Origin of the sequence: Streptomyces sp. MspMP-M5 (genome assembly GCF_000373585.1) — a bacterium.
Lineage (GTDB): Bacteria > Actinomycetota > Actinomycetes > Streptomycetales > Streptomycetaceae > Streptomyces.
The window spans coordinates 60,438-76,731 of sequence record NZ_KB891855.1 but is presented as its reverse complement, the minus strand read 5'-3'; the positions used below and the strand labels follow the sequence as shown (position 1 = coordinate 76,731).

The 16,294-nt window shown below is 74.4% G+C and carries 16 protein-coding genes; 5 read left to right on the top strand and 11 right to left on the bottom strand.

The features are described from left to right. Nucleotides 1-49: 49 nt before the first annotated feature. The 3 genes from B073_RS0105555 to B073_RS0105545 all read left to right on the top strand — a co-directional run bounded on the left by B073_RS0105555 (nucleotide 50) and on the right by B073_RS0105545 (nucleotide 1,574). On the top strand, nucleotides 50-709 hold the full coding sequence (locus tag B073_RS0105555) for a TetR family transcriptional regulator (protein ID WP_018537101.1): 660 nt from the start codon (nucleotides 50-52) through the stop codon (nucleotides 707-709). Then, nucleotides 706-828, top strand: coding sequence for a hypothetical protein (locus B073_RS48700; protein ID WP_018537100.1), 123 nt, complete (start codon nucleotides 706-708; stop codon nucleotides 826-828). Before B073_RS0105555 ends, B073_RS48700 begins: the two co-directional genes overlap by 4 nt. Before the next feature lie 305 nt (nucleotides 829-1,133). Further along, on the top strand, nucleotides 1,134-1,574 hold the full coding sequence (locus B073_RS0105545) for an SSI family serine proteinase inhibitor (protein ID WP_018537099.1): 441 nt from the start codon (nucleotides 1,134-1,136) through the stop codon (nucleotides 1,572-1,574). Between the two features lie 116 nt (nucleotides 1,575-1,690). Here B073_RS0105545 and B073_RS0105540 read toward each other — a convergent pair whose 3' ends face one another. The 11 genes from B073_RS0105540 to B073_RS0105490 form a co-directional block, all read right to left on the bottom strand. Further along, the gene (locus tag B073_RS0105540) at nucleotides 1,691-2,722 is read right to left on the bottom strand and encodes a S1 family peptidase (RefSeq protein WP_018537098.1); all 1,032 of its coding nucleotides are present in this window, start codon (nucleotides 2,720-2,722) and stop codon (nucleotides 1,691-1,693) included. Between the two features lie 418 nt (nucleotides 2,723-3,140). Then, nucleotides 3,141-4,127 carry a slipin family protein gene (locus tag B073_RS39190; protein ID WP_018537097.1) on the bottom strand — a complete coding sequence of 329 codons (987 nt, stop codon included), beginning with the start codon at nucleotides 4,125-4,127 and terminating at the stop codon, nucleotides 3,141-3,143. A 180-nt stretch (nucleotides 4,128-4,307) separates the two neighbouring features. After that, nucleotides 4,308-5,216, bottom strand: coding sequence for a S1 family peptidase (locus B073_RS0105530; protein ID WP_018537096.1), 909 nt, complete (start codon nucleotides 5,214-5,216; stop codon nucleotides 4,308-4,310). A gap of 300 nt (nucleotides 5,217-5,516) precedes the next feature. After that, nucleotides 5,517-6,323: a DUF1684 domain-containing protein gene (locus tag B073_RS0105525; protein WP_018537095.1), complete on the bottom strand. Its 807-nt coding sequence runs from the start codon at nucleotides 6,321-6,323 to the stop codon at nucleotides 5,517-5,519. Between the two features lies 1 nt (nucleotide 6,324). After that, on the bottom strand, nucleotides 6,325-7,695 hold the full coding sequence (locus B073_RS0105520; protein WP_018537094.1) for an NtaA/DmoA family FMN-dependent monooxygenase: 1,371 nt from the start codon (nucleotides 7,693-7,695) through the stop codon (nucleotides 6,325-6,327). Continuing rightward, nucleotides 7,695-8,729, bottom strand: coding sequence for an LLM class flavin-dependent oxidoreductase (locus B073_RS0105515; RefSeq protein ID WP_018537093.1), 1,035 nt, complete (start codon nucleotides 8,727-8,729; stop codon nucleotides 7,695-7,697). The genes B073_RS0105520 and B073_RS0105515 overlap by 1 nt, the downstream gene beginning before the upstream one ends. Before the next feature lie 77 nt (nucleotides 8,730-8,806). Continuing rightward, nucleotides 8,807-9,775 carry an ABC transporter substrate-binding protein gene (locus B073_RS0105510; protein ID WP_018537092.1) on the bottom strand — a complete coding sequence of 323 codons (969 nt, stop codon included), beginning with the start codon at nucleotides 9,773-9,775 and terminating at the stop codon, nucleotides 8,807-8,809. A gap of 43 nt (nucleotides 9,776-9,818) precedes the next feature. Beyond that, nucleotides 9,819-10,580 carry an amino acid ABC transporter ATP-binding protein gene (locus B073_RS0105505; protein ID WP_026247091.1) on the bottom strand — a complete coding sequence of 254 codons (762 nt, stop codon included), beginning with the start codon at nucleotides 10,578-10,580 and terminating at the stop codon, nucleotides 9,819-9,821. After that, on the bottom strand, nucleotides 10,577-11,509 hold the full coding sequence (locus tag B073_RS0105500; protein ID WP_018537090.1) for an amino acid ABC transporter permease: 933 nt from the start codon (nucleotides 11,507-11,509) through the stop codon (nucleotides 10,577-10,579). Before B073_RS0105500 ends, B073_RS0105505 begins: the two co-directional genes overlap by 4 nt. A gap of 2 nt (nucleotides 11,510-11,511) precedes the next feature. Further along, a complete protein-coding gene (locus B073_RS39185) occupies nucleotides 11,512-13,398 on the bottom strand; it encodes an FAD/NAD(P)-binding protein (RefSeq protein ID WP_018537089.1) in 1,887 nt (628 codons plus the stop codon). Continuing rightward, the gene (locus B073_RS0105490) at nucleotides 13,395-14,258 is read right to left on the bottom strand and encodes an amino acid ABC transporter permease (RefSeq protein WP_018537088.1); all 864 of its coding nucleotides are present in this window, start codon (nucleotides 14,256-14,258) and stop codon (nucleotides 13,395-13,397) included. Before B073_RS0105490 ends, B073_RS39185 begins: the two co-directional genes overlap by 4 nt. A gap of 502 nt (nucleotides 14,259-14,760) precedes the next feature. On the opposite strand from B073_RS0105490, the gene B073_RS0105485 reads away from it, so the two are divergent. Beyond that, entirely contained in the window at nucleotides 14,761-15,267 is a 507-nt protein-coding gene (locus B073_RS0105485; protein WP_018537087.1) for a GNAT family N-acetyltransferase, read from the top strand. Next, nucleotides 15,264-16,220: an ABC transporter substrate-binding protein gene (locus B073_RS0105480; protein WP_018537086.1), complete on the top strand. Its 957-nt coding sequence runs from the start codon at nucleotides 15,264-15,266 to the stop codon at nucleotides 16,218-16,220. The genes B073_RS0105485 and B073_RS0105480 overlap by 4 nt, the downstream gene beginning before the upstream one ends. Nucleotides 16,221-16,294: the final 74 nt, after the last annotated feature.

Below are 16,294 nucleotides of genomic sequence, written 5' to 3'. Positions count from 1 at the left end.
ATATTCGCATGACATGCCGATGTGCCACCGCGCTCCGTAAGCTGGCCGCATGCCCACCGCACCGCGCCCCACCGCACCGCCCGCCCCCGCGCGGCCGTCCCTCACCGAGCGCCGCAAGGCCGAGACCCAGCTGGAGATCGCCCGCACCGCGGCGGCGCTGTTCGCGGAGCGCGGGCCCGGCGTCACCGCCGACGAGATCGCCCGCGCCTCGGGCGTCGCACTGCGCACCTTCTACCGGTACTTCCGCACCAAGGAGGACGCGGTGGCCCCGCTGCTCGCGGTCGGCGTCCGGCAGTGGATCGGCGATCTGGCCGCCGCCACCGCGGTACCGGAGGCACCGCCGGCCCGCACGGCGCTGGAGCAGGCCGCCCGCCGGGCACTGACCCCCGCCGACGAACCGGCCGCGGAGGCGCTGCGGTGGACCCGCGGACTGCTGCGCGCCATGCCCGGCGACCCGGCGCTGCGCGCGGTCTGGCACCGCGTCCACCACGACTCCGAGGAGGAGTTGCGGCCGGTGCTGGCGCGGCTCACCGGCGCCGATCCGCTGACCGTGCGACTGGCCGCGGCCGCCGCGAACACCGCGATGCGGGTCGCGGTGGAGGAGTGGGCCGCGGGCGACGCGCGGGCGGACGGCCCGCACGGCCCCGCGGAGCTGGTCGTCCGCGGCATGCGGGCGCTCACCGCGGGACTGGCCGATCTGGATGGGTGAGTCCGAAGTCCCGCCCGCCCCATCTGGACGTGCACTCCGGCGAACGGGGCGGCGGCGAACGGGACTTGGACGGTCCCGAGGGGCCCGCCGACGACCGCCGGGACCCGCCCGCGCACTGATCCACCGGCGGATCCCGGCCCCGCGCTTCGGCCAATCACCGGAGATCGAAGCCCGGCCGAACGGACGGTCGGCGGCCGGAATCCTTCCATCCGGAGGCGCGCCGGGCCCCGCCGGAGGGACCTCATCCGCGCTGGCAGCGCACGAACCCCCGGGTGCACCACCCCCGGCGGCGCCGGGCACTTTCGCGCCATTACTCTCAGCTTTCACCTATCGCCTGAAAGTGATCGGGCCGTGTGCGTTTGAGATGCGGTTGGTCCAGACTCGCGTCCGGAATCTCCACCCACGACACAAAGGAGTGTTCGTCATGCGGTACATCACTGGGGCGGTCGCAGTTGGCGCGGCGCTGGTTCTGGGCGCGCTGTCCACCACCGCGCAGGCCGCCGCCGCACCGGCCCAGCCCGCCCGGACCGGTGGTCTCTACGCGCCCACCGAGATGGTCCTGACGATCGGTCAGGGCGACAGCCGCGCGACCGCCACGGCGCTGCGCGCGGCGACGCTGAGCTGTATGCCGACCGCGACCGGAAGCCACCCGTACGCGAAGGCCGCCTGCGCCCAGCTGCGCTCGGTCGCCGGTGACTTCGCCAAGGTGACCAACACCACGGGCCAGCGGATATGCAACAAGATCTGGGCCCCCATCGTGGTCACCGCGGACGGCGTCTGGCAGGGCCGCCGGATCTCGTACACCCACACCTTCGCCAACTCCTGCGAGATGGGGGGCGGCAAGGGCACGGTCTTCGAGTTCTAGAACCGGTGCGCCGGCGCAACGACGCGTCGACGTGACGGAACGGCACCGGCCCCCGGACGAGGAGAGCGTCCGGGGGCCGGTTCGTGCCGTTGGCCGGAGCCGATCGGCCGTTCGGTTCAGCCGATCTGCGTGCCCGTCGCCTGGAGGGCGGCCGGCACCGGCTGGAAGAAGGTCTCGCCGCCCTGGCTGCAGTCACCGCTGCCGCCGGAGGTGAGGCCGAGGGCGCTCTCGCCGTCGAAGAGGGCGCCGCCGCTGTCACCGGGCTCGGCGCAGACATCGGTCTGGATCAGACCGTTGACCGTGCCCTCCTGGTAGTTGACGCTGGCGTTCAGCGCCTTGACGGTGCCGTCGTGCACCTGGGTGGTGCTGCCGGACCGCTTCACCTTCTCGCCGACGGTGGCGTCCGCGGCCTTGGTGATCTTCTGGGTGCTGCCGTTGTAGAGGTCGACCTCGCTGGGGTGGTCGGTGTTGCCGGTGTACTTGGCGATCGAGTAGTCGTTACCGGGGAACTTGGAGTCCTCGGTGGTCGCGATCGTCTGGCCGCCCTGCTGGTCGGACCACTCCTTGACGGCGTTGCCGCAGTGGCCGGCGGTCAGGATGTACGGCTGGCCGCCCTTGGTCACGTTGAAGCCGAGCGAGCAGCGGGCGCTGCTGCCCCAGATCGCGTCGCCGCCGGCGATGAGGGGTTTGAACTCGCCCTGGGTGCGCCGCAGTTCGACGGTGTCGCCGAGGCTCCTGGCGACCTTGGTGAGCCGGTCCAGCTTGGCGCCGGTGACCGTGCGGTCGGCGGACACCACGACCTTGTTGGCCCTGGGGTCCATCGCCCAGGCGGTGCCGGGGATCGTCGCCCGGTCCTTCAGCGTCTGCCGGGCCGCGTCGAGCTGGGCCATCGAGTGCTTGACGATTCTCGCCTCCGCGCCCTTGGCCCGGACGGCCGCGGCGGACGCCTCGTCCACCACGTTGACGACCAGCTTCCGGTCCTGCGCGTCGTAGAACGCGCCGGCCGTACCGGACTTGAGCTGGGACGCCAGGGTGGTCGCCGCGGCCGGGGAGAGACTGGCCACCGTGGGGGCGGGGGCCGCGTGGGCGTTGGCGAGGGTGACGGTCGCGGTGGCGGCGAGCGCGAGCGCGCCCGCGCCGGCCAGCATCGCGCGGCGGTGGGGTATGCGTCGGTGCGTCAACTCAGTGCCTCCCGTGGGGGGATGGGCCCGGGACTGTGGGGAGTCGGGCGGGCCCGAGAGTGAGGTGCGAGTACCCGGCACGGACGGGTCGGCTCCGTGGCGGCCGCCGCGGAGCGTCGCGTCCATGCCAACGGAGCCGAGTATTCCCATCCGTCCCACTCGTGCACAAGACCGGGTTCCGGTCTCCGGTACGGGAGTTCACGTTTTCGGCACGAGTCGTTCACACCGATATGCGCGCGTCCGTATCCCGAGTGCGGACATCAGAGGGCGGACGGCGCCGCCGGGGGCGCGCGAAGTGTGAGGGTCGCACCTGTCCGGAAAACGACCCCCGGTTTTCCGCGGCGGAAGCGGAAAACCGGGGGGAGGAGTGGCAGCACCCCGGGCGCTACGGGAGGTTCTCGGCCTCCGGGAGGTCCTCCAGCGCCGGCAGGGCGTCGTCGACGTGGCCGTTCTCCACCGGGGCGACGTGGCCGTCCTCCACCGGGGCCGGGGCCGGAGGCGGGGTCGGGGCCTCCGGAGCCGCCGGGGCCGGGGCCGCGTCGGGGGTCTCCGGCCGCTGCGCGCGGGCGCGTTCGGTCTCCGCCTCCGTGTGCGCGGTCTGCGCCTGGGCCTGGAGGCCGGAGCGCTCCAGGAACCGCAGCAGCTCCACGGGGAAGGGCAGGACGAGGGTGGAGTTCTTCTCGGCGGCGACCGCCACCACCGTCTGCAGCAGCCGCAGTTGCAGCGCGGCGGGCTGGTCGGACATGGCCGCCGCGGCCTCCGCCAGCTTCCGCGACGCCTGGAGCTCGGCGTCGGCGTTGATCACCCGGGCCCGGCGGTCCCGGGTGGCCTCCGCCTGGCGGGCCATCGAGCGCTTCATCGTCTCCGGCAGCGAGACGTCCTTGATCTCGACCCGGTCGACGCTCACGCCCCAGCCGATGGCCGGGCTGTCCATCATCAGCTCCAGGCCCTGGTTGAGCTTCTCGCGGTTGGACAGCAGATCGTCCAGCTCGCTCTTGCCGATGATCGACCGCAGCGAGGTCTGCGCCATCTGGGAGACCGCGAAGCGGTAGTCCTCGACCCGGACGATCGCGTCGGCGGCGTCCACGACCTTGAAGTAGACCACCGCGTCGACCCGGACCGTGACGTTGTCCCGGGTGATGCCCTCCTGGGCCGGCACCGGCATCGTGACGATCTGCATGTTGACTTTCCGCATCCGGTCGACGCCGGGAATGATCATGGTGAAGCCCGGGTCGCGCACCGTCGAGGTCAGCCGTCCCAGGCGCAGCACCACACCGCGCTCGTACTGCTTGACCACCCGTGCCGCGGCCATCAGATAGACCGTCCCCGCGCAGGCCAGCGCCACTGCGGCCGCCACCACTTCTTCGACCATCACGGCCCCCTGACATGTGCCGTCGCGTCGCCCAGGTTGCCTGTGCCTCCCATGGTAGGCCCGGCCCGGCGACCCGGCCCATAAGGCCGGTCGAGGCTTCCGGCAGGCCCGCCGCCGGGTCCCTGCCGACCGGTCGGCAGGGACCCTTCGCCGCCTTGGGGACCGGGCGGGATCAGCCGGTCAGTAGACGCTCACGCCGTAGGCGCTGAGGGCCTCGGTGACGGGCTGGAAGAAGGTGGTGCCGCCGCTGGTGCAGTCGCCGCTGCCGCCGGAGGTCAGTCCCAGCGCCTTGGTGCCGGCGTAGAGGGGGCCGCCGCTGTCGCCGGGTTCGGCGCAGACCGTGGTCCGGATGAGGCCGGAGACGATGTCGCCGTTGCCGTAGTTCACCGTGGCGTTCAGGGCGGTGACCCTGCCGCGGTGCACGCCGGTGGTGGAGCCCCGGCGGGTGACGGTCTGGCCGACCGTGGGGTTCCCGGCGCTGGTGATGTCCTGGCTGCCGACCGTGCCGGCGTGCGCCAGCGAGCCGTTGGTGTACTTCACGATGCCGTAGTCGTTGCCGGGGAAGCTGGAGCCGGTGGTCGGGCCGATGCTGGTGGAGTCGGAGGAGTTGGTGTACCACGGCGGTTTGCCCTGGGTGCAGTGACCCGCCGTCAGGAAGTAATAGGTGCTGCCGCTGCGGACGTTGAAGCCGAGCGAGCAGCGCCAGCTGGGTGCGTAGATGGCGTCGCCGCCGGAGATCAGCTTGCGGAACCTGCCCGCGGTGCGCTCGATCCGGAGCGCGCCGGCGTTGCTCCCCGCGGCCTGCCGGATCCTGCCGAGCCGGGCCGTGGAGACGGTGCTGTCGGCGGTGACCACCAGGGTGTGGGTCGCCGGGTCGATCTGCCAGGCGGTGCCCGCGACGTCCGCGGCGCGGACCGCGTCACTCGCGGCGGTGAGACGGGCGGCGCTGAACGTTTCAGGGGCGGGGGTCTGGGCGCCGGCGGCGGACGGGACGGCGACGGCGCCGACCGCCACCAGTCCGGACGCCACGGCGATCAGCCGGGTGCGTCTCGCCACGCCGCTGCGGGGGGTGGTGCGCTCGTTCCTCACTGATTCCTCCGAGGGGGATCGGGGGCCGCCGGTGGGCGGCCGGTGAGGCGCAGCCGAGGGGCGCGCGGACGCGTGCAGGGGAGGCCCCCGCATTTCTTTGCGTGCCCCTGACAAACGCTCCTGGGCGGGAGTCTCGGGGGCGGCGCCCCGCCGCGCAAGAGGGAGGACCCGATTCCGCGCCCGCGCACCACTACCACCGGGCGCCCCCAACGCGCCGCCCCGGCAGCCGGGTTGGGGACTGCCGGGGCGTCAGGCCCCGCCCGTGGGGACGGCGTCCGGCGCGGTGGGGCGGGGTCCGGCTCAGTGGAAGCGCGCGCTCCGCTCCCCCGCCCGCAGGGCGAACGGCAGGGTGTTGCCGGGCGGCGGGAAGGGGCAGAGGAAGTGGTCGGCGAAGGCGCACGGCGGCAACTGGGTGCGGTTCAGATCGACCGGCACGGTGCCGTCGGCGGCCGGCGCGGGCGGCCGCAGGAAGCGGAAGCGATAGCCGTCGGTGCCGCTGCCGGCGTCGGCCAGCACCGCCCACAGCGAGCCGTCCGGCTCCACCGCGACCTGGAGGGTGTGCTCGTCGCCGTCGAGGGTGAAGGCCAGCTCCCCGCCCAGGACGAGGCCCCGCTCCCGCCCGTCGGCGTTGGTCACCTGGACCGTCCGCCGCGCGGCGTACGGGCGGAACAGGCCCGGCCGCACCCAGCGCTCGTCATACGGATGGGCGTCGAGGCCGGCGAAGGCGCGCCGGGCCGGGGACTCCGGGTCGAAGTCGCGGACCGCCCACAGCCCCTCGCGGTGCAGCACCACCAGGCGGCGCGCCCCGTGGCGGACCCGGGCGGCCGCCGGCCCGGCGTCCTGGTCGAGCCGGTGGACGCCAGCGGCCGGTGCGCCGTCCACGGTGAGGCCGTCCCCGGGCGCGGCCTCCAGGACCACCGCGGTGCCGTCGGCGGCGGCCGTCCAGCGCCCCGGCAGCCCGTCGATCCGGCCGTCGGGGTGGTCGGCGAGCCAGTGGGTGCCGGCGAGCGCGAGCGGGCCGTACGGGCCGGTGACCGCGGCCAGGCGCCCCTCGTGCCACTCCTGCCACGCCCGGGCGGCGTCCGGCGGGGTCGTGCTGCTGGTCATCTCAGTCCTTCCGTGCGGGGCGCGCCGGTTCCGGCAGCCCCAGGTGGGAGCGCAGGGTGGTCCCGGTGTATTCCGTGCGGAAGACGCCGCGTTCCTGGAGCAGCGGGACGACCCGCGCCACGAACGGGTCGAGGCCGCCGGGGGTGAGGTGCGGGACGAGGATGAAGCCGTCGGCGGCGTCGCTCTGCACGAAGGCGTCCATCTCGCGGGCGACGCTCTCCGGGGTGCCGACGAAGGACTGCCGCCCGGTGGTCTCGATGACGGTCTCCCGGATGGACAGCCCCTTGGCGCGGGAGAGCGCCCGCCACTTGTCCGCGACGGCCCGCGGGTCGGCGATCCGGACCCGGCCCCGGGCCAGCTCGCCGTCCGGGTCCGGGTCGATCTCCGGCAGCGGCCCGTCGGGGTCGTAGGAGGACAGGTCCACTCCCCAGACCTGCTCCAGGGTGAGCAGCGCGGTCTGTGGGGAGACCTGCCGGCGGCGGATCTCGGCGGCCGCCTCCTGGGCCTCGGCCGCGGTGTCGCCGAGGACGAAGGTCACCCCAGGCATGATCTTGAGGTCCGCGGGCCGCCGCCCGTACGCCGGGAGCCGGCGCTTGACGTCGGCGTAGAAGGCCCGGCCGGCCTCCAGGCCGCTGTGCCGAGTGAAGATCACGTCGGCGGCCGAGGCGGCGAACTCCCGGCCCTCGGCGGAGTCCCCGGCCTGGATGACGACGGGGTGGCCCTGCGGGCTGCGCGGGAGGGCGAACTCGCCGCGGACGGTGAAGTGCGGCCCGCGGTGCTCGACCCGGCGCGGCGCCCCGCCGTCCGGCCGGGAGTCCCACAACTCCCGTGCGGTGGCGAGGAATTCGGCGGCGCGGGTGTAGCGGTCGGCGCGGTCGAGGTAGCCGCCGCGGCGGAAGTTCTCCCCGGTGAAGGCGTCGGAGGTGGTGACGACGTTCCAGGCGGCCCGGCCGCCGCTGAGGTGGTCCAGGGAGGCGATGCGGCGGGCGAGTTCGTAGGGCTCGTTGAAGGTGGCGCTGACCGTGCCGGCCAGGCCCAGCCGCTCGGTGACCGCCGCCAGGGCGTTCAGCACGGTGAGCGACTCGGGCCGGCCGAGCACGTCGAGGTCGTGGATGCGGCCCTTGTGCTCGCGCAGCCGCAGCCCCTCGGCCAGGAAGAAGAAGTCGAACAGACCGCGCTCCGCGGTGCGCGCCAGGTGCTCGAAGGAGGCGAAGTCGATCTGGCTGCCGAGAGAGGGGCGGGGCGGAGCCCCTCCTGCCGGGGTGGCGGTCGGGCGACGGGTGGGCGCGTCGGCCCAGACGGTGGTGTTGTTGACGCCGGGGAAGTGCGCGGCGAGGTGGATCTGCTTGCGCGGGCGGGGGTCGGAGCCCATCAGGAAGCCTCCCGGGCGAGGGCGTAGATGCTGGCGGGGCGCGGCAGGCCGAGGTGGGCGCGCAGGGTGGTGCCCTCGTAGGAGCGGCGGAGCAGACCGCGCTCTCGGAGGAGCGGGACGGTGCCCTCGACGATCCGGGGCAGGTCCCGGGCGGGGTCGGCGGGGCGCAGGTGGAAGCCGTCGGCGGCGCCCTGGGCGTACCAGTCGCCGAGCAGGTCGGCGAGGCCGGCGGCGTCGGCCGCGGACTCCAGCTCGACCGGCAGCGAGGCCAGCACCAGCAGGTCGCCGGGGTCGCGGCCGTGCGCCCGGGCCCGCGCGCGCAGTGCGGCGCGGGCGGCGCCGGCGGTCTGCGGGTCCTCGACCCGGACCAGCGCGACATCGGCCCGGGCGGCGGCCACCTCCCGGCGGGCCGCTCCCCCGGGCCCGCCGGTGTCCCCGGTCGCGTCGACGACGGTCACCGGGCGGCCCTGCGGCGGGCGGGGGACGATGGACGGCCCGCGGACCGAGAAGGACCGGCCGGTGAAGTCGACGTAGTGGAGCCGGTCGCGGTCGACGAAGCGGCCGGTGGCCCGGTCGCGGATCTCCGCGTCGTCCTCCCAGCTGTCCCACAGCCGCCCGGCGACCTCGGCGACCTCGCCGGCCTCCGGCCAGACCTCGGCGGGCGGGGCGGCCGGGCGCCTCCCGACGAGCGCGGCCTCGGCCTCGGTGGTGGACACCTCCACCGTCCAGCCGGCCCGGCCGCGGCTGACCCAGTCCAGCGTGGCCACGGCGGTGGAGACGTGGAAGGGTTCGGTGTGCGTGGTGGTCACCGTCGGGACCAGCCCGATCCTTCGGGTGGCGGGGGCGATCCGGGCGAGCACCGCGAGGGCGTCCGGGCCGGGGCCGCCGAAGCGGTCGCCGAGGGTGACGAAGTCCAGGGTGCCGCGCTCGGCGAGCCGGGCGAGCGCGGTGTAGTGGCCGGCGTCGGGGCGGGGCGGGTCCTGCGGGGCGTCCAGCGCGACGGCCAGCCGCGGCGGGTGGTGCGGTACGGGCATGGTGGGAGCCTTTCTGTGCGGTACGGGGGCGGCCGGTGCGGGGGCCGGTCGGTGCGGTGCGGGGCCGGGCGCCGGGTTCAGTCGGCGGTCCTGGGGAGTCCGGGCGGGTTGATCCGCGAGGTCGCGACGGCCTCGCCGGACAGCCCCCAGCGGGCCAGCACCCGGCCGTAGCGGCCGTCGGCGATGACCTTGCGCAGGGCCGCGGCGTACGCCCCGGCCAGGCCGCTGCCCTTACGGGTGGTGGCGGCGATCTCGCCCCGGAGGTGGGCGCCGCCGCCGGAGAAGGTGCCGGCGATCTCGGTCCGGCCGGCGGTGGCGACGTGGTAGGCGACGGTCGGGTTCGGGGCGAAGTAGCCGTCGATCCGGCCCGATTGGAGCGCGAGCTGTACGTCCGAGGGCTTCTGGAAGTACTTGACGTCCACCGGTTTGCGGCCGGCCTTCTCGTCCTCCCGGCTCCAGTCGAGGAGGATCTTCTCCTGGTTGGTGCCGGAGCTGACGGCGATGGTCCGGCCCGCCACGTCCGCGGGGCCGCGCACCTTCCAGCCGCTGCCCTTCCTGGCCTCCATGGCCAGCTGGTCGAGGCGGTAGGTGGCGAAGTCGTACTTCTCCTTGCGCTCCTCGGTGACGGTGACGTTGGCGAAGACCGCGTCGAGCTTGCCGCTGTCCAGGCCGACGAAGAGGTTCTCCCAGGACAGCGGCTCGAAGTGCGGCTTCAGCCCGAGGGTGTCGGCGACGAGGGTGGCCAGGTCCTCCTCGACGCCGATGAGGGTGGTGTCGTCGGTGGCGTAGAAGGTCAGCGGGGGGCTGCTCTCGGCGCCCACCCCGATCCGCAGTTCGCCGGTCCGCCGGACCCGGGCGGGCACCAGCGCGGCGCTCACCGGGTCCTTGCTGCCGCGGATGCGGTGCTGGTCGGGGCCGATATTGAGCTTCGGGCCGCCGTTCCCGGCGGCGACCTCCGCGTTCGCCGCGTCGCCGGTGCCGCAGGCGGTGAGCAGGACGGACCCGGCGGCGAGGGCGAGGACGGCGGCGAGCGTACGGCGGATCACGGGGTGCCTCCTTGTCGGGCGGCGTACGGGGGCGGCGGGCACGTCACAGGACCTTCGAGAGGAAGGCGCGGGTGCGTTCGTGGCGCGGGTGGTCGAGCACCTGGGCCGGCGGGCCCTGCTCGACGATCCGTCCGCCGTCCATGAAGACGACGGTGTCGGCGACCTCGCGGGCGAAGCCGATCTCATGGGTGACGACGATCATGGTGGTGCCCTGGTGCGCCAAGTCCTTGATGACGTCCAGGACTTCGCCGACCAGCTCGGGGTCGAGCGCCGAGGTCGGCTCGTCGAAGAGCAGCAGCCGGGGTTCCAGGGCGAGCGCCCGGGCGATGGCGACCCGCTGCTGCTGGCCGCCGGAGAGCTGCCGGGGGTAGGCGTCCGCCTTCTCCGCGAGGCCCACCCGGGCCAGCAGCCGGCGGGCGGTGGCCTCGGCCTGCGCGCGCGGGCGGCGCTGCACCGCGACCGGTGCCTCGACGAGGTTCTCCAGCACCGTCAGATGCGGGAAGAGGTTGAAGTTCTGGAAGACGAACCCGATCCCGGTGCGCTGCTTGAGGATCTCGCGTTCCCGCAGCTCGTACAGCTTGTCGCCGGACCTGCGGTATCCGACCAGCGTCCCGTCCACGCTGATCCAGCCGCTGTCGACCTTCTCCAGGTGGTTGATGGTGCGCAGCAGCGTGGACTTGCCCGATCCGGACGGGCCGAGCACCACCGTCACCTCGCCGGCCGCCACCTCCAGGTCGATGCCCCGCAGCACCTCCACGGCACCGAAACTCTTGTGCACGGACCGGATTTCGACCATCGCGCTCATCGCGCGGCCCCCTTGGCGTAGTGGCGTTCGACGTAGTGCTGGAGGACGGAGAGCACGGTGGTGAGGAGGATGTACCAGGCGGTGGCGACCATCAGCAGGGGCACCACCCGGCCGTTCCGTCCGTAGACGACCTGGACCTGGTAGAAGAGTTCGCCGATCGCCATCACCGAGACGATCGAGGTGCCCTTGAAGAGGGAGATCACCTCGTTGGTGGCGTTCGGCAGGATCGAGCGCATCGCCTGCGGCAGCACGATCCGCCGCAGCCGGCGCAGCCGCGGCAGGCCGAGCGCGGCGGCGGCCTCCACCTGCCCGGCGTCCACGGCCTGCACCCCGGCCCGGACGATCTCCGCGGCGTACGCGGCCTGGTGCAGCGCCAGCCCGAGGACCGCCGCGCCCATCGCACCGACCAGCCCCATGGTGTCGAAGTGGAAGAAGCCGGGGCCGAACGGGATCCCGAAGTCCAGCCGCCGGTAGAGGTAGGCGAGGTTGAACCAGAACAGCAGCTGGACGATGAGCGGGATGGACCGGAAGGCCCAGACGTAGCCGAAGGCCACCCAGCGCAGGAACGGGCTGGCGGACAGTCGCATCAGGGCCAGCACCAGGCCCAGCGCGAAGCCGAGGGCGGTGCCGTAGACGGTGAGCTGGAGGGTGACCCCGACCGCCTTCAGTACCGTCCCGCTCGCGAAGAACCGGGCGAACACCCCCCATTCCCAGGCCGGGTTGGTGAGCAGGCCGTGGGCGAACTGGGCGAGCAGCACCGCGGTCACCGCGATGCCCGCCCAGCGCCAGGGGTGGCGTACGGGGACGACCTTCAGGGCCGCCGGATCGTCCGGTTCCGGTGGTCCGGCGCGCTGCGGGACGGGCCGGGCGGCCGGGGCGGGGCCGGCGGGTGGATCGCCGGCGAGGGCGGAGTCGCTGGTCAGCGGCATGGTCAGTCCTCGGGGGTGAGTGCGGGGACCGGGACCGGTGGGGCGGTGCGGTCGCGGAGGAGGGTGAGCAGGGCGCGTGCGCTCGCGTCGTTCTGCCGGAGGGCGGGCGCGTTGGTGCGGGGGCGGACGAAGGCGCCGCTGGACCGGGCATCGGTGTGCGGGCCGAGGGCGAACCGGCGCGGGTGCGGACGGCCGGCGCGGTCCAGGATCCGGCCGTCGGCCGGGTCGACGGCCAGCAGCCCGCCGGCGGTGGCGCGGGCGCCGTCGGCGTGCAGGGCGCGCAGCAGCCGGTCCGTGGTGCGGGCCACGGAGGGTTCCGGCAGGCGCGCCTCCACCAGGGCCCGGGCCGCGGTCCCCGGCCCCGGCAGGCTGGTGGACCGGGCGCGGAACACCCCGCGGGCCTCGTCGGCGGTGACGGTCAGCCCGGCGCCCAGGAAGCGCACCACCCCGGCCCGGGACAGCGCCGACAGCTGCCGCAGCCGGGGGCCGGGCGGCCCGGAGGCGAGGAAGCTGAAGAAGCCGTGCCACCAGGGCCCCTGGTCGCCGAGCCGGGTCAGCTGGCCGTAGACCGACAGCAGCGCGAGGAAGACCGCCAGGTCGGGGCTGTGCGCGGGGTCGTGGCGGCGCTTGAGGTCGGCCTCGATGTGGCCGCGCAGCCCGGCCTGGAGCGCCGCGTCGTCGGCGTAGCGGACGCCGTCGAGCGGATGGTCCAGCGCGTCCGGGTCGAACCGGTCGGCCGGGTCGGGGACGGCGGCGGAGACCAGGGCCTGGAGGGCGGCGCCGCCCGGTTCGCAGGCGGCGTACTTCTCCTCGAAGTCCGGCCACACCATCCGGGTCCGGTCGGCGTGCGCGGTGAACAGCCGGTGGTAGTGGGCGAAGCCCAGCTCCTTGTCGATCAGCGGCCGGACGTCCCGCCGGAAGTCGACGCCGCCGGGGCGGGCGAGCAGCGCGTCGACCTCGGCGGGCCCGAAGAACCGCGGCAGCGGCGGCCGTTCACCGGACAGCGGGTAGCCGATCTTGGAGTGGTAGGGGACCCCGCGCCGGGACCCGACGTGCAGCACCGGTTCCCGGCCGGAGGGGTGGTACGTCAACTGCCCGCCGGGGCCGGTGGTGTACGTCCCGCCGCGCCCCTCGGTCAGCAGCACCATCAGGTCGACGAAGGCCAGCCCGAAGCCGCGCACCAGCACCGCCTCGCCGGGCCGCAGCACGCTCAGGTCGCTGTCGGCGGTGAACGCGGGCGGCAGGTACGTCAGCCCGTGCCGGGCCGCGAACGCCCCCAACTCCCGTTCCTCCGCGCCCGGTCGGGACTCCAGATGGCCCAGCGTCAGCACGACCGCATCGGCCAGCAGCGGGGCGGCGCGGCCCGCCAGCCATACCTGCTGGCGCCCGTCGCGCGGGCCGGAGACGCGCACCGCCCTCGCCCGGTGCACGTGCACGGTGACGCCGGGCGGGAGGGCGGCCACCGCGTCCTCGTGGACCCAGCGGAGGTAGCCGTTGAGCAGCCGGCGCCCGGCGAAGTCCCGCGGGCCCAGCGCCGCCGCGGCACCGCCGGGGCCGGGCGGGGCGGGCAGCCGCCCCTCGCGCACGGCGCGGGCCCACTCGGCGAGCGAGGGCCCCGGGCGCACCGGCCCGGCCTGCTCGACGGTCTCGTCGGTGAACATGGTGACGTCCTCGGCCGTGGAGTTCATCCACAGCAGCGGGGACTGCGCCCGGCGCCAGATCCGGCCGCCGCCGGGCGGGTGCGGGTCGACCAGGTGCAGGTCGAGCGGCGCGTCGCCCCACAGCTCGGGGGCGTTGGCGGCGATCCGCTCCAGCACGCCGGTGCCCCGCGGGCCGGCGCCCACGATCACCACGGACGGCCGGGCCGGGTGGCGCGCGGCCGGGCTCACCGGGCACCCGCCGTGCCGCGGGCGTAGTGCCGCTCGACGAGGTACTGCCCGGCGCCGAGGACCGAGGTGACCAGGACGTACCAGAGGGTCGCCACCAGCAGCAGCGGGATGACCTGGTAGGTGCGGTGGTACACCAACTGGACGGAGTAGAGCAGGTCCTGGACGGCGATGACGCTGACGATGGAGGTGCCCTTGAGGGTGCCGATCAGCATGTTCCCGGCCGGCGGCAGGATCGACCGCATCGCCTGCGGCAGCACGATCCGGCGCAGCCGCCGGCCGGCCCCCAGCCCCAGCGCCTGGGCGGCCTCGGACTGCCCCTTGTCGACGGAGAGGATGCCGCCGCGGACCACCTCGGCGGCGTACGCGGCCTCGTGCAGGGTCAGTCCGATGACGGCGACGGCGGCCGGCGAGAGCAGATCGACGGTCCGCACGCCGAGCACGACCGGGTACAGCGCCCCGATGTTGAACCAGAACAGCAGCTGCACCAGGATCGGCATCGACCGGAACAGCCAGACATAGCCCCAGCCGATGGCGCGCAGCACGGGGTTGCCCGACAGCCGCAGCACGGCGAGCAGGGTGCCCAGCGCGAAGCCCAGCACCATCACCACGGCGGTCAGCCAGAGCGTCAGCCCCAGGCCGCGCAGCACGGCGGAGGTCAGGAAGTAGTCGGCGACCACGTCCCATTGGAAGGCGGGGTTGCGGACCGCGGAGGCGAGGGCGAGCGCCAGCAGGGCGAGGAGGACGGCGGCGGCCGCCCACTGGCCGGTGCGGCGGCGCGGCACGATGCGCGGGGCGGTGCGGTCCGGTGGGCCGGGCGGCGCCGCGGACACGGCAGGGGCGTCGAGGGTACGGGAAGGCATGCGAAGGCTCCGTGGACACGTGGGATCCAGCACGGGAGTTGAGCGCCTTCACACAGGCAGAGCGGGTCGCGCCCCTCAGCACGACCGGCCCTTGAGGCTATGGGCAGGACCTGGCCGGTTGTCAAGGGCCGGCCGGACGCGGTGCGCACGGTGAGCGATGGATCACTTCGTGGTTGACGCGGAAACGGATGCCTGTTCCACTTGGTCGCATGCATCCATGGCAGCGGCTGGTCTCCCGTGACCACATCGACTTCGGTCGTGTGTGGTCGTCTTCCTGTTGAGCTGACCCCCTGCCCCTGCGGCCCGCCGTTCCCGGCCGGACCCGTTCCGCGGTTCTGCCTTCCCCGCCGCGCGCCTTCACACCCGCGCCGCCGTCCGGCGCACCCCTCCCCTCGCACCACCGCGCACGTTTCCCCCCTGTCAACTCCCCTGTTCCCGCCCCCCGTTCATCCGGCACGCTCGGACTCCACCGAGCACCGCCACCGGCCACGGAGGCGCCCCGATGTCTGTCGCGCCCCGGCCGCCCCGCGCGGCCCGCCTGACGCTCCATCACACCACCGTCACCGACCCGCTCGCCCGCCCGCTCCTGGACGAGCTGACGCACGAATACACCACCCGCTACGGCCGCCCGGTCGACCTGAGCCGGGAGTACCCGGCCGCCGAATTCGCCCCGCCCTGGGGCGCGTTCCTGCTGCTCCTGGAGGACGGCGTCCCGGTCGCCGGCGGCGCCTACCGCCGCTACGCCCCGGACACCGCCGAACTCAAACGCATCTGGACGCACCACGCGCACCGCCGCCGCGGCCTGGCCCGGCACGTGCTGACCGCCCTGGAAGAGCACGCCGCCGCCCGCGGCTACACGCGGATCCACCTCACCACCGGCCCCCGCCAGCCCGAGGCCCGGGGCCTCTACCTCGCGGCCGGCTACCGCCCGCTGTTCGACCTGACCGCCGACCCGGAGTCGATCGGCCCGCTGCCGTTCGAGAAGCACCTGGAGACCCCGCGCCCATGACCCGCACCCGTATGCCCGCCGCCACCGCGCTGCGCACCGCCGCCCTCCTGGTCACCGCGGCCCTGACGGTCACCGCCTGCGGGTCCGGCACCCCGGTCGCCGGCGCCCAGGACGCCGGACCGGCCGCCGCACAGGCCCGGATCCCCACCGCCGACGTCGTCTCCGGCGTCCGGCAGGACCCGGCCGCCGCCGCGCTGCTGCCCGCCGACGTCCGCGCCCGCGGCACCCTCCGCCTGGCCAGCAGCATCGGCACCCCGCCCGGCGCCACCTACCTGCCCGACGGCCGGACGCCGGCCGGCCAGGACATCGACTTCGCGGACGCGGTCGGCAGGGTCCTCGGCCTGCGGCTCACCCGGGAGGTGGCCGGCTTCGAGGCGATCCTGCCGGCCCTGGACAGCGGCAAGTACGACGTCGGCACCGGCAACTTCGGCGTCACCGACGAGCGCCGCAGGACCCTCGACTTCGTCACCTACATCAACGACGGCCAGGGCTTCGCGGTCCGCCGGGACAGCCCGCTGAAGAAGGTCACCGCACTGACCCAGCTGTGCGGCCTGACGGTGGCCACCGGCGCCGGCACCACCTTCGAGACGACCCTCGCCGAGCACCGGCACGTCTGCGCGGACGCCGGGAAGCCGCCCTACGACATGCGGACCTACGCCGACCAGGGCGCACTGTGGATCTCCCTCCAGCAGGGCCGCAGCGATGTGGTGATGAGCACCATCAACGGCCTGCGCTACGCCGTCGCCCAGCAGCCGGGCCTGCGCTTCCTCAACGAGTTCAAACGTCTGGACGTCGGCTTCGCCTTCAAGAAGGGAACCCCGCTGGCCCCCGCCTTCCGAGCCGCGGTCAACCGGCTCCGGAAGGACGGGACCTACGCCCGGATCCTGAAGAAGTGGGGCACCTCCTCCTCCGCCCTCACCACCTCGCGGATCAGCCCGCCGGAAATCCGCTGACCCGGCGCCACCGCCACGGACATAAGCCCTGGTCCGACGCCCGGACCCGCTCGCGAGCCGCGACCGCTCCCACC